Here is a 19832-nt window from a genome sequence, read left to right on the forward strand (position 1 = left end):
GCGCGGCGTGCGACGCTGTCCGCCAAGGGTTGGTGGGCGCGGCAGCGGAGGATGGTCATGGGGGTCCGGATCCGACGAATCGCCCCGGTGTGTGCGGTGGTTGTGCTGTTCGCGAGCGGCTGCATGGTCGGTCCCACGATCGAGGACGAGAAGCCGAAGGCGGCTCCCGCGGGCGCCACCGGCAATCCGCCGGATCTGCCGGACAAGAACCCGACGGGCGGTACGGCGCCGGGCGCGCCGCCCTCCGGCGCGGCGGTCCCACCCGGCCAGGTCCCGGCGAAACAGGGCTCGCACACGTACTCCAACGGGCTGACGGTGTCCACGCTCCCGCTCGCGGTGACCCGCACGGCGAGCGTGCCGAACGAGAAGCGCGAGACGGTCGACGTCGCGGTCCCGATCCGGTACACCAACCGCACCGGCTCCAATCTGGCGGCCGAACTGTTCGGCGTGACGCTGTACGCCGGGCCCGACAGTCTGCCGTGCGGGCCCGCGCGGAACGGACAGGCGCGCAGCGGCCCGGCCGAGGCGGTCCGCAACGCCGACACGGTGTTCACCTACAACTTCGCGGTGCCCCGCGAGTTGATCGGCAAGCTGGTGATCCAGGTGCACCCGTACTTTTCCCGTCTGGACAAGACCTCCTTCGAGACGTCCGTGGCGCTGCCCGCGGGCACTGTCACGCGGCCTGCCGAGGGTCCGGCGACCCAGCCCGGCACGGTGGTGGTGCCGCGCTCCACGCCGACGGCGAGCGGTTCGGCCACGGCGTCCGGCGACGTCGGCGGGCGTGGTTAGGCTTGAGCGCCCGTCTCACCCCGACCTCATCGACGAGGAGCAACTCCGCGTGACCGAAACACCCCAGGAGAATCCGTCCGCCATCCGCTTCCGCAGCGACGTCACGGTCGAGCTGATCAAGCACAGCGCCGCCGACCAGGACGTGTTGTGGGCGGCTCGGGTCTCCACGGCGGGGGAGAAGTCCCTCGACGAGCTCGAAAAGGACGCCTCGCGGTCCAAGGGTCTGATCAACTTCCTGATGCGGGACAAGCACGGCAGCCCCTTCGAGCACAACTCGATGACGTTCTTCGTGAGCGCGCCGATCTTCGTCTTCCGCGAGTTCCACCGGCACCGCGTCGGCTGGTCGTACAACGAGGAAAGCGGCCGCTACCGCGAGCTGCAGCCGGTGTTCTACGTGCCCGCCGAGGACCGCAAGCTGGTCCAGCAGGGCAAGCCCGGCGCGTACGTCTTCGTCGACGGCACCCCCGAGCAGTACAAGACGGTGGACAGCGCGACGCGCGAGTCGTACGAGGCGGCGTACGCGGGCTACCGGCGCATGCTGGAGGCGGGCGTCGCGCGCGAGGTGGCCCGCACCACGTTGCCGGTGGGCCTCTACTCGTCGATGTACGCGACCTGCAACGCGCGTTCGCTGATGCACTTCCTCGGTCTGCGCACCAAGCGCGAGGACGCCACCTTCCCGTCCTTCCCGCAGCGCGAGATCGAGATGGTCGCGGAGCGGATGGAGGCCGCGTGGGCCGAGCTGATGCCGCTCACGTACGCGGCGTTCAACACCAACGGGCGAGTCGCGCCTTAGATGTTGAGCCGTCCGAGTGGTCAAATCGGCACATAGGGTGACATTGGAAGTTTTTCGTCCGAATCCCTAAGGTTTCGCCCTCGATGGTCGATACTGAAAGAGATCAGACGCTGCTCGAACCCCCGAGCGGGCAGCGTCTGGTCCTTTCTTTTGTGGGCGGCGTGCCGACGCGCGGCGGATGGCCGCGGCCGGTGTCCGGGCCGCCGGGTCCGGGCCGTCGAAGGCCCGGAGGAATTCCCGCGAAGTCGCGGCCGCATGCGCGGTCGAAGTCTCATAGGGCGGGTGCTACCCGCAGGTCAGGTGTGCGCCCGGTACGGTTTGGGCCATGGCTCCGACGTCTACCCCCCAGACCCCCTTCGGCCGGGTCCTCACCGCGATGGTGACCCCCTTCACGGCCGACGGTGCGCTCGACCTTCCCGGCGCCCAGCGCCTGGCCTCCCATCTTGTCGACGCCGGCAACGACGGACTCGTCGTCAACGGCACCACCGGCGAGTCGCCCACCACGAGCGACGCGGAGAAAGAGCAACTGGTCCGGGCGGTGCTGGAGGCCGTGGGCGATCGCGCGTTCGTGGTCGCCGGAGTCGGCACCAACGACACCCGACACTCGGTCGAGTTGGCCCGGCAGGCACAGGCCGCCGGCGCCCACGGCCTGCTGGTGGTCACCCCGTACTACAGCAAGCCCCCGCAGGAGGGCCTGTACCGACACTTCACCACCGTCGCCGACGCCACCGAGCTGCCGGTGATGCTGTACGACATCCCCGGTCGCAGCGCCGTGCCGGTCGAGACCGAGACCCTGGTCCGGCTCGCCGAGCACCCCAGGATCGTCGCGAACAAGGACGCCAAGGGCGACCTCGCGTCCGCGAGCTGGGTCATGGCGCGCACCGACATGGTGTACTACAGCGGTGAGGACATGCTGAACCTTCCGCTCCTGTCCATCGGCGCGGTCGGTGTGGTGAGCGTGGTCGGGCACCTCGTGTCGGCGGAGCTCCGCGCGATGATCGACGCCTACGTGGGCGGCGACGTTGCCAAGGCACGCGAGATCCACCAGCGTCTTCTTCCGGTGTACACCGGCATTTTTCGTACCCAGGGCGTGATCCTCACCAAGGCCGCTCTGGGATTGCAGGGCCTGCCCGCCGGGCCGCTGCGGCTGCCGCTGATCGAGGCCACGAAGGCCCAGATCGCGCAGCTGAGGCAGGATCTGTCGGCGGGTGGGGTAGAGCTGTAAACAGGAATATCTGTAAGTAGTGCCCCGGGCGGGTACCGCATCCGCCCGGGCCGAACACGAGCTTTTGCGCGTCCCCGTGCGACCGTCCAGGACGGCCGAGCGGCGGCACGTGGCGAGGAGAGAACTTGAGCCATCCCCATCCCGAATTCGGCCCGCCGCCGGTGCTGCCCAAGGGCGGCCTTCGGATCACCCCGCTCGGTGGTCTCGGCGAGATCGGCCGAAACATGACCGTCTTCGAGTTCGACGGCCGGCTGCTGATCGTCGACTGCGGGGTGCTGTTCCCCGAGGAGGAGCAGCCCGGAGTCGACCTCATCCTGCCGGACTTCAGCTCGATTCGGGATCGCCTCGACGACATCGAGGCGATCATCCTGACGCACGGGCACGAGGACCACATCGGTGCGGTTCCGTATCTGCTCCGCGAGAAGGCCGACATTCCGCTGATCGGGTCGAAGCTGACCCTCGCGTTCATCGAGGCCAAGCTCACCGAGCACCGCATCCGGCCGTACACGCTGGAGGTCAAGGAAGGCGACATCGAGCGGCTCGGTCCGTTCGAGTGCGAGTTCATCTCGGTGAACCACTCGATCCCGGACGCGCTCGCGCTGGCCATCCGCACCGAGGCCGGCACCGTCGTGCACACCGGCGACTTCAAGATGGACCAGTTGCCGCTGGACAACCGGCTGACCGACCTGCCGGCGTTCGCGCGGCTGGGCACCGAGGGCATCGACCTGCTGCTCGTGGACTCCACGAACGCGGAGGTGCCCGGCTTCATCCCGGCCGAGCGGGACATCGCGGGGGTACTGGACCGGGTCTTCGCGGACGCCGACCAGCGGATCATCGTGGCCAGCTTCGCCAGCCACGTGCACCGCATCCAGCAGGTGCTGGACACCGCGTACGCCTACGAGCGCAAGGTCGCCTTCGTCGGCCGCTCGATGGTGCGCAACATGAAGATCGCCGGGGACCTGGGCTATCTGAAGATTCCGGCCGGGCTGGTCGTGGACGTCAAGACGCTCGACGACCTGCCCCCGGACGAGGTCGTGCTCGTGTGCACCGGCTCGCAGGGCGAGCCGATGGCGGCGCTGTCGCGGATGGCCAACCGCTCGCACCAGCAGATCCGGATCGTCGAGGGCGACACCGTGGTGCTCGCGTCCTCGCTGATCCCGGGCAACGAGACCTCGGTCTACCGGGTGATCAACGGGCTGACCCGCTGGGGCGCCAAGGTCGTGCACAAGGGCAACGCCAAGGTGCACGTCTCCGGCCACGCCTCGGCCGGTGAGCTGTTGTACTTCTTCAACCTCACCCGGCCGCGCAACCTGATGCCGGTGCACGGCGAATGGCGCCATCTGCGCGCCGCCGCCGACCTGGGTATCAAGACCGGGGTGCGCAAGGACCGGGTGGTGCTCGCGGAGGACGGCCTCACCGTGGACCTGGTCAACGGGGTGGCCAAGATCACCGGAAAGGTGCAGGCCGGATACGTCTACGTGGACGGCTTGTCCGTGGGCGACGTGACCGAGTCCTCGCTCAAGGACCGCCGGATCCTGGGCGAGGAGGGCTTCGTGTCCGTGTTCCTCGCCGTGGACTCGTCCTCCGGCAAGGTGGTCGGCGGGCCGACCATCACGGCCCGTGGATCGGGCATCGACGACGCCCGGTTCGACGCGGTGGTCCCCAAGATCGAGGAGATGCTGCAGAAGGCGGCGGCCGACGGTGTGGCGGAGCCGTATCAGTTGCAGCAGCAGGTGCGCCGGATCGTGGGCAAGTGGGTGTCCGACACCTATCGACGCCGGCCGATGATTCTGCCGGTGGTCGTGGAGGTCTGACACCTCGTCGACGACTCGCACCGGGCCCGCTACGAATTCTTCGTAGCGGGCCCGGTGTTTTTGTTCCGGTGCGGGTGCGTCTCGGCGTGGTTTTCCTTCGGCGTGGTTTTGCTTCGATGGCGGGTCGTGTCGGAGCCGGGTTGCCCGGGCGTCGGGTTGCCTCGGTGTGGTTTGTGGTCGGGATCGGCGGTGTGTTCTCGACCGATTGTGCGCGGTGGATTGGGCTCGGGGTGGGGGTCGGGCGCGCGCATTTCGGTGGGGAATGCCGGGGTCGGCCCGCGGTGGGCGGCGGGTGCGGTCCGGGGGGTGCGGTCCGGGTGGAGCGGAGGGCAGCGGACGGGAATCCGGGCTGTTTCGGGCGATTCCGCAGTGTGGAAATCGGGTTTTCGTACCTCTCGGTGGCAGGGTCGCCGGCTCCTAACGTCGGTCGTGTTCGGAGGGCACTCGGTCCTTCGGGCGCTGGACAGGTCGACACGGTCGACAGGATCGGCAGTGGGGAGCAGAGATGGATGCGGCACTGAACGCGGGACCGGACGGGGTACGGCGGGATCGGAGCTGCGGGGGGCCGCGACGGGGTGCGCCGCCGCCGACCCCGCCGATTCCGACGCCTCGGCCGCCCGCGGCCCGGCCCGGGCAGCGGCAGCGGCGTCGGGGGCGGGTTGCGGCGATCGCGCTGACCTCGTGCGCGGCGCTGGGGCTGGGCACGGGGATGACGGCCCCCGGGTCGCCGGCGGCGGCCGCCTCGCGCTGCGATCACGTGGCCAAGGACAACCGGCCGGAGCTGCGTGAGGGGGATCGGGACGACGCGGTCGCCCAGGTGCAGTGCCTGGTCGAGACGAGGTCCGGTGCCCCCGGGGAGCTGCCGGAGAACGGCGTGTTCGACGCGGCCACCGCGGACGGGGTCCGGTGGGTGCAGAAGTGCAACGGCCTCGAACCGTCGGGGGTCACGGACGCGGCCACCTGGAAGGTGCTCTATCGCGCGAAGAAGGGATGTGGGAAGAAGGCGGAGCAGGCGGTCGACCCCGGCTGAGCACAGCGGGTGGGGCCGGGCGGTGGGACGAAGGGCGTCGGCGGGTCGGCCGGGGACCGGATCGTGGGGGCGGTTCGGGCCACGCGGTGTACACAGGCCGGGTGTGATGGTCACACCCATCCCGGGGGCTGTGGACGACGGGCGGCACGCGCGGAGGGGACGCGCGCACACTGACCCGCATGACGCCGACCGACCTTTCCGCCCTGCTGTCCCGGCCCTTCACCCTCGCCGTCGCCGCCCGTCACGGGGTCGGCCGGTCGGTCGTCCGACGCCTGGTGCGGGACGGCGACGTGCGTCGGGTCATACACGGGGTCTACGTCGGTGCGCACGTCGTGGACACGCCGGCGGTGCGGGCCCGGGCCGCGGTCATGGTGCTGCCCCGCGGGGCCGTGGTCTGTGGGCGCACCGCGGCGCGGTTGCACGGCGTGCGCGTGCCGGCGGATCCCCGGGACGGGGCTCGGCGCACGGCACCGGTCGAGGTGGCCGTGCCGGTGGGGGCGGTCTTGCCCCGCCGGCACGGCTGCCGGGCCCGGGTCATGGCGCTGGCGCCCGGGGAGGTGGTGTGGCCGGGTGGGATCCCGGTCACCTCGCCGATCCGGACGGCGGCCGATCTGGTTCGGACCTCGGATTTGGACACCGGCGTGGTGGTGCTGGACGGCTTCCTGCGGGCCGGCCTGGTGCCGGCCGGCGAGTGGGCCGGACTGGTGGAGCGTTATGCCCGGCATCCGGGGCGGCACCGGCTCGCCGAGGCGGTGCGGCTCGCCGACGGGCGCAGCGCGAGCGAGGACGAGACCCGACTGCGGCTGGCGCTGCTCGGCGCCGGGCTGCCGCCGGCCGAGGTCGGGTGGGAGATCCGCTCGGCGTTCGGCCGGATCCTGCACCGTTTCGCGTTGGCCTGGCCGCGGTCGCGGGTCGGGGTGGAGCTGACGGCGGATCGGCAGTGGGTTCGGGCGCGGTCGCGGAGCATCGGCGGGCAGAGCTGGTGGGTGCTGGACTGCCCTACGGTCCAGGCGCGCGAGGACGCACCGGCCACGGTCGCCCGGATCGGCTCCGAGCTGCGGCTGCGCGAGCGTCGATACGTCGGCGACATCGCCGCGTGAGGGCCGGCATGCTGCCGCGATGGACGTGAACGAGAAGGCGTGGGTGCGCAGCGAGCGCCTCGACCTGATCCCGGTCGAGGTCGGGCACGCCGAGGAGATGGTCGAGGTGCTGGGTGATCCGGCGTTGTACACCTTCATCGGTGGCGAACCGGAGGACTTGGCGGCGCTGCGGGCTCGCTACACGCGCTGGGCGAAGGGGTCACCGGATCCGGAGGTGACCTGGTTGAACCGGGTGATCCGACTGCGCGCGCAGGAGCGGTTGGTGGGCACGGTGCAGGCCACGGTCGGACCCGGCCCGGTCGCCGAGGTGGCGTGGGTCGTGGGCGGCGCGTGGCAGCGCCGGGGCATCGCCAAGGAGGCGGCGATCGTGTGGGTGGCGTGGTTGCGCGCACACGGCGTCGAGGAGATCCGCGCGAACATCCACCCGGACAACCTCGCCTCCGCAGCCGTTGCGAAGGCCGCGGGCCTGCACCCGACGGCGATCCGGCAGGACGACGAACAGCGCTGGTCGACAACGGTGCCCGAGAGACCGGCCACCTGAGCCCGAACAACGACGACGCGCCACCGATCCGGGCGAACTCCGGGGCGCCGGGGTCGGGATGAAGCGTGCTGCCGGCCGTTCGAGGACCCGGCCGGCGGGGTGGCGGGTCCGGCGCTGCTCGGGCGCGGGTGGTCCCGGGTCGGAAGGCCGCGGGGCGGGCGGCCCGGGACGGGGGCGGGCGAACTCCGGGCGCCCGATCCCCGGTCGCCCGGTCGGCGGATCGTCCTCGGTCAGTCCTCGCCGGAGACGCGCATGACCAGGATGGCCATGTCGTCGCGGGCCTGCTCCTCGGCGAACTGTTCGACCGCGCGGTGGATTCGGGTCGCGACCGCGCCCGCGGTCAGGCCCGTGCAGCCGGAGAGCACGTCGGCCAGTCCGTCGTCGCCGAGCATGCGGGTGCCCTCGCGGCGTTCGGTGACCCCGTCGGTGACACAGACCAGGACGTCGCCCGGGTCCAGGTCCACCGTCTCCAGGACCAGGTCGACCTCGTCCAGCACGCCCAGCAGCGGCTGCGGCGTGGCCACCGAGGTGACCGTGCCGTCCGGGCGCAACCGCAGCGGGAGCGGGTGTCCGGCGGAGACCAGGCTGAGCCGTATCCCGCCGCCCTCGCGATGGGTGATGTGGCCGTGCAGCAGGGTGAGGAACCGGCTGCGTGGCCCCTCCTCCAGGATCGCGGTGTTCAGCCGTTGCAGGACGGCCGGTACCGACAACCCCTCGCGGGTCAGCAGCCGCAGGGCCTGCCGGGCCAGTCCGGTGACCGCGGCGGCCTCGGGACCGGTGCCGCACACGTCACCGATCGCGAAGCCCCACTTGTCGTCGCCGATGGTGAACAGGTCGTAGAAGTCGCCGCCGACCTCGTTGCCCTCGCCGGAGGCCTGGTAGACCACCTCGACGTCGACGCCCGGGACCTTGGGCAGCTCGGGCGGCAGCAGGCTGCGCTGGAGCGCCTGGCTGGTCGAGTTGCGCTCGGAGTACAGCCGGGCGTTGTCCATCGCCAGCGCGGCGCGGCGGGACAGGTCCTCGGCCAGTTCCAGGGTGTCCCGGCGGAAGCGGTCGCCGGCCAGGATGCCGAAGGTCAGCATGCCGATACCCCGGCCCCGGGCGACCAGCGGCAGGGTGACCGCCTCGCCGGTGACCAGGTCGGCGTGCCCGCGGACGACCTCCGGGTCCAGATGCCGCAGGCCCAGCCACCGACGCGCGCCGGGGGTGGGCTGGGCACGCGGCGGCTCGGCCCGGTCCAGCAGCGCGCGCAGGTCGTCGATCCGCATCTCGTCGGCGTGCCACACCACGCTCAGCACCGGCGCGTGCGACTCGCCGGTGTGCACCGCGCACCAGGTGCCGAGCCGGGGCACCACGATCTGGGCGATCATCGCCAGCGTCATTTCCGGGTCGAGGGTGCCCGCGAGCAGGTCGGACGCCTCGGCGAGGAAGGACAGCGAGCCCCGGCGGACCCGTTCCAGCTCGGACAGGCGTGCGCTCTCCACGGTCAACGAGACCCGGTCGGCGGCGCGCTGGAGTCGGGCCGCGTCGTCGTTGTCGAAGCGCGCGGCGGACTCGGAGGCGACGCCGAGCGTGCCGGTCAGCCGCCCCTCGACCTTGAGCGGGACGGTCACCGCCGAGCGCATCCGGGTGTCCTGGAGGATCGGCACCGCGTCGGGACCGGCCTCCAAGTCCTCGTGCACGGCCGGCATCCGAGCCGAGCCGTAGCGACCCACCGAGGTTTCCACCGGCACCCGGGACAACCGGTGCGCGGCGCCGGCCAGGCCGGTGGTGGCGCGCACCTCCATCTCGCTCTCGTCGTCGGTGGCCAGCAGGACGAACGCGGCGTCCGCGTCGAGCAGGTCGCGGGCACGCTCGACCGCGCGCTGCAACAGGTCCTCCAGACCCAGCCGGCTCAGCCCGTCGATGCCGTCCCACTCGCTGTCCACGGGCACCGCCGCGCCGGTCCTGGCGCGGGCCGCGTCCCGGTTCTCCAGCACGGCGCGGGCCTGTGCGGGCACCAGCAGCGCGACCAGGGCCGGATCGCCGCCCGCGTCGCGCAGCCGTACGTGCGAGGCGAAGACCCGGGAGGCGATGCCGTCGGCGGCGCGGATGTCGTAGCCGCCCTGCCAGCGGGACAACTCCAGCATCTCGTCCAGGGTCAGCTCGGTGCCGGGCGTCTGCGGCCACGCGACCAGGTCGTTCAGCGACATGCCGACCGCCTCGTGATCGCTCAGGCCGAACAGCCGGGCCGCCTCGGGGCTCCAGTGCGTCACCTTGCGCGAGGCGTCCGCATGCAGCACGGCGACGCTGATCGGCACCGAGGCGTCGGGCAGCGCGTTGGCCGGCAGCAGCGGTCCCGCCGAGAAGGTCGCCGAGACCGGGTCGGGCAGTTCCAGCCGGAACCACACCCGCTTGACGTTCTTGGCGTACTCCACGCCCCACGCGGAGGCCAGGGACGCGGACAGGAACAGGCCGCGCCCGCTCTCGTCGCCGTCGTCGAACCCGGTCACCGGCTCGGGCAGCTCGCGGCTGGGGTAGTGGTCGGTGACCTCGATCTGCACGCCGCCGTCGTAGCGCACACAGGAGACCTCGGCCGAGGTGCCGGCGTGCACGATCGCATTGGTGACCAGCTCGCTGGTCAGCAACACGGCGTCGTCCACGACGTCCCCGGCGTCCCAGTCGCCGAGCGTCTTGCGGACGAACGAGCGCGCGGCCGCCACGGACCTGCCCTCGGGTGCGAAGGCAGCGCTCATCCGGGCAGTGATGAGCATGCTCGTTCCCTGATCCATACACTCCCGCATCTGCGACGAACGGCGGCTGCGGTGACGAATCCGGCTCCACAGTCCGGCAGATTCGCACCCTATCGGTTTCGGACGATCGGGCGGACCCCTTCCAAACAGTGACGGATCCGTCACGATTCCGACAGAAGTTCCGGCCGAGCGGGCCTTTCGAGCCCACACTTTCCGGATGACAAGCACCATCCTCCCGGACCGCCTCTGCTCTCAACCCTGTGAGTGAAAGACTGTCGATGGCAAGCGACCGGGCGCACGAGCGGTCGCGGCGAATCGGTCCGGCGGAGGAAATGCGAGATGGCGAAGGCTTCCCCAGGGCAGGCACGGACGACGGCCGCCCGGAGCCGGCACGACGAGCAGGATCTGCGTCGGCTGCTGGCCGCGCTGACCGGTGTGCGTGACGGCAACTTCCGCAAGCGCCTGACGGTCTCCGGCGACGGGATCATGTCCGAGATCGCCGTCGCGTTCAACGACATGGTCGAGCGCAACCAGCACCTCGCCGGCGAGTTGGCCCGGGTCCGCCGGGTGGTCGGTCGGGAGGGCAAGCTCACCGAGCGGCTCGATCCGGGACCGGGCGAGGGCGCCTGGGCGACCAGTATCGACGCGGCCAACGCGCTCGTGGAGGACCTGGTCCGGCCGACCGTCGAGGTCGGCCGGGTGCTGGCCGCGGTCGCCGAGGGTGATCTGTCCCAGCGGATGGACCTGCGGATCGCCGAGCAGCCGCTGCGCGGCGAGTTCCTGCGGATGGGCCGCACCGCCAACGGCCTGGTGGATCAGCTCAGCGCGTTCGCCGACGAGGTCACCCGGGTGGCCCGCGAGGTGGGCACCGAGGGCAAGCTGGGCGGCCAGGCCCGGGTGCGCGGGGTGTCCGGCAGTTGGAAGGACCTCACCGACTCGGTCAACACGATGGCCAGTCGGTTGACCCTCCAGGTGCGCGACATCGCGCTGGTGACCACCGCGGTGGCCAAGGGCGACCTGTCCCGCACGGTCACCGTCGAGGTGGCCGGCGAGATGCTGGAGCTGAAGGAGACCGTCAACACGATGGTCGACCAGCTCTCCGGCTTCGCCCAGGAGGTCACCCGGGTGGCCCGGGAGGTGGGCACCGAGGGCCGCCTCGGCGGGCAGGCCCGGGTCGAGGGCGTCTCGGGCACCTGGAAGGACCTCACCGACTCGGTCAACATCATGGCGGGCAACCTGACCGCCCAGGTGCGCGACATCGCGCAGGTGACCAAGGCGGTCGCCTACGGCGACCTGTCGCAGACCATCACCGTGTCCGCCCGCGGCGAGATGGCCCAGCTCGCCGAGACGATCAACGCGATGACCGGCACGCTGCGCACGTTCGCCTCCGAGGTGACCCGGGTCGCCCGCGAGGTCGGCTTCGAGGGCCGGCTCGGCGGCCAGGCCCAGGTACCCGGCGGCGCGGGCATCTGGAAGGACCTGACCGACTCGGTCAACACCGCCTTCTTCAACCTCACCGCGCAGGTCCGCGACATCGCCGGGGTGACCACCGCGGTGGCCCAGGGCGACCTGTCGCAGAAGATCACCGTGGACGTCTCCGGCGAGATGCTGGAGCTCAAGAACACCGTCAACACCATGGTCGGCCAGCTGAGCGCGTTCGCCTCGGAGGTGACCCGGGTGGCCCGCGAGGTGGGCAGCGAGGGCATCCTCGGCGGTCAGGCGCAGGTGTCCGGGGTGGCCGGCACCTGGAAGGACCTGACCGACTCGGTCAACGTGATGGCCGGCAACCTGACCGGCCAGGTGCGCAACATCGCCCAGGTCTCCACCGCGGTCGCGCGGGGCGACCTGTCGCAGAAGATCACGGTCGACGTCTCCGGCGAGATGCTGGAGCTCAAGAACACCGTCAACACGATGGTGGACCAGCTGTCCGCGTTCGCCTCGGAGGTCACCCGGGTCGCCCGCGAGGTCGGCGGTGAGGGGCGCCTGGGCGGTCAGGCCCGGGTCGTCCCGGGCGTCGCCGGCGTCTGGCTCGACCTGACCGACTCGGTGAACTTCATGGCGGGCAACCTGACCGCCCAGGTCCGCAACATCGCCGAGGTGACCACGGCGGTCGCGCGCGGCGACCTGTCCAAGAAGATCGACGTCGACGCGCGAGGCGAGATCCTCGAGGTCAAGAACACCGTCAACACGATGGTCGACCAGCTCTCCGCGTTCGCCGACGAGGTGACCCGGGTGGCCCGCGAGGTGGGCACCGAGGGCCGACTCGGCGGCCAGGCGCAGGTGTTGGGCGTCGCCGGCGTCTGGCGCGACCTCACCTACTCGGTGAACTCGATGGCCGGAAACCTCACCGAACAGGTGCGCAGTCTGGGTCAGGTCACCACGGCGGTGGCCCGCGGCGACCTGTCGCAGAAGATCACCGTCGACGCGCGCGGCGAGATCCTCGAGCTCAAGAACACCGTGAACACGATGGTCGACCAGCTCTCCGGCTTCGCCGACGAGGTGACCCGGGTGGCCCGCGAGGTGGGCACCGAGGGCCGACTCGGCGGCCAGGCCGACGTCAAGGGCGTCTCGGGCACCTGGAAGGACCTGACCGAGTCGGTCAACGTGATGGCCGGCAACCTGACCGGCCAGGTGCGCAGCATCGCCGACGTGACCACGGCGGTGGCCACCGGCGACCTGTCCAAGAAAATCACCGTGGACGCGCGCGGCGAGATCCTGGAGCTGAAGGAGACCGTCAACACGATGGTCGACCAGCTCTCCGCGTTCGCCGACGAGGTGACCCGGGTGGCCCGCGAGGTGGGTACCGAGGGTCGACTCGGCGGCCAGGCGCGGGTGCGCGGGGTGTCCGGCATCTGGAAGGACCTGACCGACAACGTCAACGTCATGGCCAACAACCTGACGTCCCAGGTCCGCAACATCGCCCAGGTGGCCACGGCGGTGGCCGACGGCGACCTGTCGCAGAAGAGCACGGTCGAGGCCAAGGGCGAGATGGCCGGTCTCGCGGGCACGATCAACACGATGGTGGACACGCTCCGGGCGTTCGCCGACGAGGTCACCCGCGTCGCGCGCGAGGTGGGCACCGAGGGCATCCTGGGCGGCCAGGCACACGTTCCCGGGGTCTCGGGCACCTGGAAGGACCTGACCGACAACGTCAACTCGATGGCGGACAACCTCACCGGCCAGGTCCGCAACATCGCCAAGGTGACCACCGCGATCGCGGGCGGCGACCTGTCGCAGAAGATCGACGTGGACGCGCGCGGCGAGATGCTCGAACTCAAGACCACGATCAACACGATGGTCGACCAGTTGTCCGCGTTCGCCGGCGAGGTCACCCGGGTCGCCCGCGAGGTGGGCACCGAGGGCATGCTCGGCGGCCAGGCCGAGGTCGAGGGCGTCTCCGGTACCTGGAAGCAACTCACCGAGAACGTCAACGAGTTGGCCGGCAACCTGACCCGCCAGGTGCGGGCCATCGCCGAGGTGGCAACCGCGGTGACCCGCGGCGACCTGTCCCTGCAGATCGCGGTCGACGCGTCCGGAGAGCTCGACGAGCTCAAGGACAACATCAACCAGATGATCTACAACCTGCGCGAGACCACCCGGGCCAACCGCGAACAGGACTGGCTCAAGACCAACCTGGCCCGGATCTCCGGTCTCATGCAGGGCCGCCGCGACCTGATGGCGGTCGCCGCACTGATCATGAGCGAGCTCACCCCGGTCGTGGACGCCCAGCACGGCGCGTTCTTCCTGGCCGAGCTGACCCAGGAGGACGTGGTCGAGCTGCGGCTGATCGCCTCCTACGGCTACCAGGACGGCGGCGGCGTACCCACCCGCTTCCGGCTCGGCCAGTCGCTGGTCGGCCAGGCCGCGCTGGAGAAGCGCTCGATCCTGATCCTGGACGCGCCGCCCGGCTACATCAAGATCGCCTCCGGCCTGGGCGAGGCGGCCCCGGCGAATGTGATCGTGCTGCCCGTGCTGTTCGAGGACCAGTTGCTCGGCGTGCTCGAACTCGCCTCGTTCCGCCCGTTCACCAAGGTGCACCGCAACTTCCTGGAGCAGCTCAACGAGCAGATCGGCGTCACGGTCAACACGATCATGGCGAACTCGCGCACCGAGATGTTGCTGGCCGAATCGCAGCGGCTGACCGAGGAACTCCAGGAACGCTCCGAGGAGCTGCAGCGCCAGCAGGGCGAACTGCGGCACTCCAACGCCGAGTTGGAGGACAAGGCGGCGCTGCTGGCCCGGCAGAACCGGGACATCGAGATCAAGAACCGGGAGATCGAACAGGCCCGCCAGGCGCTCGAGGAACGCGCCGAGCAGCTTGCGCTGTCCTCCAAGTACAAGTCCGAGTTCCTCGCCAACATGTCGCACGAGTTGCGCACGCCGCTGAACAGCCTGCTGATCCTGGCCAAGCTGCTCGCGGACAACGTCGAGGGCAACCTGACCCGCAAGCAGGTCGAGTTCGCCGAGACCATCCACGGCGCCGGATCCGATCTGCTGCAACTGATCAACGACATCCTGGACCTGTCCAAGGTGCAGGCCGGAAAGATGGACGTGCGGCCCGCGCGGATCGCGCTGGCCCAGCTGATGGACTACGTCGAGGCGACCATCCGGCCGCTGACCTCGGAGAAGAACCTCGACTTCACGGTGCACGTCTCGCCCGCGGTGCCCGGCATCCTGTTCACCGACGAGCAGCGCCTGCAGCAGGTGTTGCGCAACCTGCTCTCGAACGCGGTCAAGTTCACCGACTCCGGCTCGGTCGAGGTGTTGATCACACTCACCGACGACATCCCGCTGACCAACACCGAGTTGGACAACGCCGAGCACGCCGTGGCGTTCTCGGTGATCGACACCGGCATCGGGATCGCGGTGGACAAGCTCAAGGTGATCTTCGAGGCCTTCCAGCAGGCCGACGGCACCACCAGCCGCCGCTACGGCGGAACCGGGCTGGGGTTGTCGATCAGCCGGGAGATCGCCTGGCTGCTCGGTGGCGAGATCCACGCCGAGAGCATGCCGGGCCGGGGCAGCACGTTCACCCTCTACCTCCCGCTGGACAGCGTCCTGGTCCCCGGCGACGAGGTCGGCCCGGACCGGCAGAACGAACTGGCGCCGACGCCGTACCGGACCGCACTGCCCCCCGCGGCGCCGTCCACCCCGCTGCTCAGCGACGCCCCGGACCTCCTCACGGACGGCGAACCGGCGGCCGACGACACGGGCGAGCGGGTGCCGCGCCGGGTGCTGGTGGTGGAGACGCCGCAATCCGACGGCGCCCCGCTGGCCACGGCGCTGGCCGCGATGGACGGGGCGATCGAGTTGAGCACCGCCACGGACGAGGGCGAGGCGGTCCGGCTGCTCGTCGAGGCGCCGCCCGCGTGCCTGGTGGTGGACCTGCGGCTGGCCGACGAGGGCGCCTGGCAGGTGCTGGACGCGGTCGCCTCCCGGACGGAGTTGCAGAACCTGCCGGTCGTGGTGCACGTCCCGCACCGGCCGACCCGCTCCGAGTCGGGCCGACTGCGCGGCTACCGGCGCCGGATCGTGCTGCTCCAGCGGGTCTCCACCCCGGACGCGTTGACTCGCGCGGTCGTGGCCGCCACCGGCCCGGGCCGCGCCGAGCACGCGACCCCGGCCAAGCCGGTGGTCGAGCCGTTCGAGGGCACGTTCGAGGGCGAGCGGGTGCTGATCGTCGACGACGACGTGCGCAACGTGTTCGCCCTGACCAGCGTGCTGGAGCAGTACGGGCTGAGCGTGCTGTACGCGGAGAACGGTCGCGAGGGCATCGAGGTGCTCCAGGCGCACGACGACATCGCGATCGTGCTGATGGACGTGATGATGCCCGAGATGGACGGTTATGCCACGACCTCGGCGATTCGCCGGATGCCGCAGTACGCGGGTCTGCCGATCATCGCGCTGACCGCGAAGGCGATGAAGGGGGATCAGGAGAAGAGCATCGACTCCGGGGCCTCCGACTACGTCGCCAAGCCGGTCGATACGCGGCACTTGTTGGGACTCATCCGGACCTGGCTCGACCACTAGTTCGCTTCCGGGGCTGCGGGCAGCCCATGATGGAACCCGAACGGACCGAGCGACGTTGAAGGGGCGGAGGGGTCGATGCGGTGTTGTCGCCACCGTGGGTCGAGGCGTGGTGACACCATGCGGTCGTCTGTTTCGGAATACCTGTCGAGCCGATCGCCTGGCCACTACCATGACCGGGACGAGCACCACCCGGAACGTGTGCTCGACCGGCGTGGCGTGCGCCGGGGCGATCTCGGCCGAGGCTGTGTCGAGCGAAACCGTGTCGATCGAGGCTGTGTCATTCAGGGCCGCGTAAACCGAAATCATGCACAAGGACGAGTGGAGCCGACCGATACGCGGGGTCACCCACCGTGTCGGATCGAAGAGGGTGGGCCATGACGGAGAAGGCCAAGATCCTCCTGGTCGATGACCGTCAGGAGAATCTGCTCGCCCTGGAGGCGATCCTGTCCGCGCTGGACCAGACCCTGGTTCGGGCGCACTCGGGCGAGGAAGCCCTCAAGGCGCTGCTCACGGACGAGTTCGCGGTGATTCTGCTCGACGTCCAGATGCCCGGCATGGACGGTTTCGAGACAGCCGCGCACATCAAGCGCCGGGAGAAGACCCGGGACATCCCGATCATCTTTCTGACCGCGATCAACCACGGTCCGCACCACACCTTCCGCGGCTACGCGGCGGGTGCCGTCGACTACATCTCCAAGCCGTTCGACCCGTGGGTGCTGCGAGCCAAGGTCTCCGTGTTCGTGGACCTGTACAAGAAGAACTGCCAACTGCGCGAACAGGCCACGCTGCTGCGCGGGCGACTCGAAGGGGTCGCCGGCGGGGATCGGGCCGGGACGGACGTGATCGCGGAGCTGTCCTCGCGGCTGGCCTCGGTCGAGGAGCAGGCCGACGGCATGGCCAAACAGGTCGAGTCGACCGACGATCCGATCCTGGCCGCCTCGGCGGGCCAACTGCGCCGCCGATTGGCCCGGATGCGCGCCGCGCTCGACGCCCTCGCCCCCGCCGCGGCCGGCCACGGCGGACCGCCGCTGGTGCCCGCGCCGGACACCGGCGAGGCCGACGACTAGACCCTTCGGCTTCGCACGTCGGCCGGGCCGCACGAGGACCCGGCCGACGTGCGCCGAGCAGCGTCCGGAGCCGCCGCGATCACCCCGACGGACCACCGCGGGTCCGACACGCGCGCCCCCGGGCCCGGGACACACGAGGTGGGAAGGGTGCACCGGTAACCTCGGAACATGGCCACACGTGCGTCCGGCGGCGGAGCGCAACCGCGCACGGCCGCAAAGAAGAAGGCTGCCGCCAAGAAGCCCGCTCCGCCTCCGCCGCCCCCGCCGAAACTGCTCGGCGGACTGCCCGCGCTGCTCGGGAGGGGGCTCAAGCGGTTGTGGCTGGGGCTCGCCCACGCGTTCGGCTCGGCCGCACGCGGCATCGGTTCCGGTGCGCGCGGCCTCGACCCCGCACACCGCCGGGACGGCCTGGGCCTGGCCCTGCTCGGCCTGGCCATAGTGATCGCCGCAGGCGCCTGGGGCACCATCGACGGCGCGGTCGGCGAAGCGGTCAACGCGGTGGTGGCGGGCCTGGTCGGCCGGCTCGACCTGCTGGTGCCGTTCCTGGTCGGCGCGCTGGGCGTGCGGGTGATGCGCCATCCCGACCAGAAGGACGCCACCGGGCGGATCATGATCGGCTGCACGGCGCTGGTGTGCGGCGTGCTCGGCCTGATCCACGTCGGCTGCGGGACCCCGCAACCGGGCGACGGCGCGGGCGCGATGCGCGACGCCGGCGGTCTGGTCGGCTGGGCCTTCGCGACGCCGCCCGTGCACCTGGTCACCCGATGGGTCGCGGTGCCGCTGCTGGTGCTGGTGCTCGTGTTCGGTCTGCTCGTGGTGACCGCGACACCGATCAACGCGGCGCCCGAGCGGCTCGCGGTCTTCCTCGGCTTCGTCGAGGGCCCGGAGCCCGAGTTCGTCGACGAGGACGACCACCCGAGCGGCTTCGCCGGTTTCGACGAGGACGAGGAGCCGCCCGCGCCGGTCCGCAAGGCTCGGCCGCGCCGCCGGCCGAGCCCCGCCGCGAGCGGCCATCCGGACGCCGTCGACGTGGCCGCGGCCGCCGCCGCGGCGTTGGACGCGAACGACGCGGGCCTGGTCGTACCGCCGGCGCGCTCGCGCAAGGCGGCCGCCGCCCGGGTGGTGACCGACCTGCGGGCCCGCGCCGCCGATGCGCCCGCGCACACCCCCGCGCCGCCGCGCAGCGAGCAGTTGAAGCTGTCCGGCGACATCACCTACCACCTGCCCGGCCCCTCGCTGCTCAAGAAGGGTCCGCCGGCCAAGGCCCGCAGCAAGGCCAACGACGACGTGGTCGCCGCGCTGTCCAAGGTGTTCGAACAGTTCAACGTGGACGCGCAGGTCACCGGTTTCTCCCGGGGCCCGACGGTGACCCGCTACGTGATCGAGTTGGGTCCGGCGGTCAAGGTCGAGCGGATCACCGCCCTGGCCAAGAACATCGCGTACGCGGTGGCCAGCGCGGACGTGCGGATCATCAGCCCGATCCCGGGCAAGTCCGCGGTCGGCATCGAGATCCCCAACACCGACCGCGAGATGGTCAGCCTCGGCGACATCCTGGCGTCGGAGACCGCGGCCGGCGACGCGCACCCGATGATCGCCGCGCTCGGCAAGGACGTCGAGGGCAACGACGTGGTGGCCAACCTGGCGAAGATGCCGCACCTGCTGGTCGCGGGCGCCACCGGCGCGGGCAAGTCGAGCTGCATCAACGGGCTGATCACCTCGATCATGATGCGGGCCACGCCCGAGGAGGTGCGGATGGTGCTGGTCGACCCCAAGCGGGTCGAACTGACCACCTACGAGGGCATCCCGCACCTGATCACGCCGATCATCACCAACCCGAAGAAGGCGGCCGAGGCGCTCCAGTGGGTCGTGCGCGAGATGGACATGCGCTACGACGACCTGGCCAACTTCGGCTTCCGGCACGTGGACGACTTCAACGTCGCGGTGCGTGCGGGCAAGCTCAAGATGCCGCCGGGCAGCGAGCGCGAGGCGCAGCCGTACCCGTATCTGCTGGTGATCGTGGACGAGTTGGCCGACCTGATGATGGTCGCCCCGCGCGACGTCGAGGACTCCATCGTGCGGATCACCCAACTCGCCCGCGCGGCGGGCATCCACCTGGTGCTGGCCACCCAGCGGCCCAGCGTCGACGTGGTGACCGGGCTGATCAAGGCCAACGTGCCCTCCCGGCTCGCCTTCGCCACCTCCTCGCTCGCGGACAGCCGGGTCATCCTGGACCAGCCCGGCGCGGAGAAGCTGATCGGCAAGGGTGACGCGCTGTTCCTGCCGATGGGTGCGAGCAAGCCGATCCGGATGCAGGGCGCCTACGTCACCGAGGACGAGATCGAGGCGGTCGCCCGGCACTGCAAGGAGCAACTCCGGCCGGAGTACCGCGAGGAGGTCACCGCCGCGCCGGATCGCAAGAAGCAGGTGGACGAGGACGTCGGCGACGACCTCGACCTGCTCTGCCAGGCGGTCGAACTGGTGGTGTCCACCCAGTTCGGCTCGACCTCGATGCTCCAGCGCAAGCTGCGGGTCGGCTTCGCCAAGGCGGGCCGCCTGATGGACCTGATGGAGAGCCGGAACATCGTGGGACCGAGCGAGGGCTCGAAGGCGCGCGAAGTTTTGATCAAACCGGATGAAATCGAGCAGATTATGGCCACGCTGCGCGGTGAATGATCTGACTTAAGTGATGATTGGTGTCAGTCGTGATGAAT

At 70.7% G+C, this 19832-nt stretch carries 11 protein-coding genes; 10 read left to right on the plus strand and 1 reads right to left on the minus strand.

Going from position 1 to position 19832, the window contains the following annotated elements:
• Positions 1–96 precede the first annotated feature (96 nt).
• The 7 genes from ACIBM5_RS05405 (at position 97) to ACIBM5_RS05435 (ending at position 7292) form a co-directional block, all read left to right on the plus strand.
• On the plus strand, positions 97–789 hold the full coding sequence (locus ACIBM5_RS05405; RefSeq protein WP_396005504.1) for a hypothetical protein: 693 nt from the start codon (positions 97–99) through the stop codon (positions 787–789).
• 49 nt (positions 790–838) lie between these two features.
• A complete protein-coding gene (gene thyX, locus ACIBM5_RS05410) occupies positions 839–1582 on the plus strand; it encodes an FAD-dependent thymidylate synthase (RefSeq protein WP_391582756.1) in 744 nt (247 codons plus the stop codon).
• Positions 1583–1907: 325 nt separating this feature from the next.
• Entirely contained in the window at positions 1908–2807 is a 900-nt protein-coding gene (dapA, locus tag ACIBM5_RS05415) for a 4-hydroxy-tetrahydrodipicolinate synthase (RefSeq protein WP_396005506.1), read from the plus strand.
• A gap of 125 nt (positions 2808–2932) precedes the next feature.
• Positions 2933–4621, plus strand: coding sequence for a ribonuclease J (locus tag ACIBM5_RS05420; protein WP_391582754.1), 1689 nt, complete (start codon positions 2933–2935; stop codon positions 4619–4621).
• 709 nt (positions 4622–5330) lie between these two features.
• On the plus strand, positions 5331–5651 hold the full coding sequence (locus ACIBM5_RS05425; RefSeq protein WP_391582753.1) for a peptidoglycan-binding protein: 321 nt from the start codon (positions 5331–5333) through the stop codon (positions 5649–5651).
• 179 nt (positions 5652–5830) lie between these two features.
• Complete coding sequence (locus ACIBM5_RS05430) at positions 5831–6751, plus strand: type IV toxin-antitoxin system AbiEi family antitoxin domain-containing protein (RefSeq protein ID WP_396005509.1); 921 nt, start codon at positions 5831–5833, stop codon at positions 6749–6751.
• Positions 6752–6770: 19 nt separating this feature from the next.
• The gene (locus ACIBM5_RS05435; RefSeq protein WP_396005510.1) at positions 6771–7292 is read left to right on the plus strand and encodes a GNAT family N-acetyltransferase; all 522 of its coding nucleotides are present in this window, start codon (positions 6771–6773) and stop codon (positions 7290–7292) included.
• A 230-nt stretch (positions 7293–7522) separates the two neighbouring features.
• Here ACIBM5_RS05435 and ACIBM5_RS05440 read toward each other — a convergent pair whose 3' ends face one another.
• Positions 7523–10045, minus strand: a complete 2523-nt coding sequence (locus ACIBM5_RS05440) for a SpoIIE family protein phosphatase (RefSeq protein ID WP_396005511.1) — start codon at positions 10043–10045, stop codon at positions 7523–7525.
• Between the two features lie 318 nt (positions 10046–10363).
• On the opposite strand from ACIBM5_RS05440, the gene ACIBM5_RS05445 reads away from it, so the two are divergent.
• The 3 genes from ACIBM5_RS05445 to ACIBM5_RS05455 all read left to right on the plus strand — a co-directional run bounded on the left by ACIBM5_RS05445 (position 10364) and on the right by ACIBM5_RS05455 (position 19794).
• A complete protein-coding gene (locus tag ACIBM5_RS05445) occupies positions 10364–16054 on the plus strand; it encodes a HAMP domain-containing protein (RefSeq protein ID WP_396005512.1) in 5691 nt (1896 codons plus the stop codon).
• Between the two features lie 374 nt (positions 16055–16428).
• Entirely contained in the window at positions 16429–17121 is a 693-nt protein-coding gene (locus ACIBM5_RS05450; protein ID WP_391582748.1) for a two-component system response regulator, read from the plus strand.
• Positions 17122–17289: 168 nt separating this feature from the next.
• Positions 17290–19794 (plus strand): DNA translocase FtsK, encoded by a 2505-nt coding sequence (locus ACIBM5_RS05455; RefSeq protein ID WP_396005514.1) that lies wholly within the window; start codon positions 17290–17292, stop codon positions 19792–19794.
• Positions 19795–19832: the final 38 nt, after the last annotated feature.

This window comes from Embleya sp. NPDC050493 (assembly GCF_044458105.1).
Taxonomy (GTDB): domain Bacteria; phylum Actinomycetota; class Actinomycetes; order Streptomycetales; family Streptomycetaceae; genus Embleya.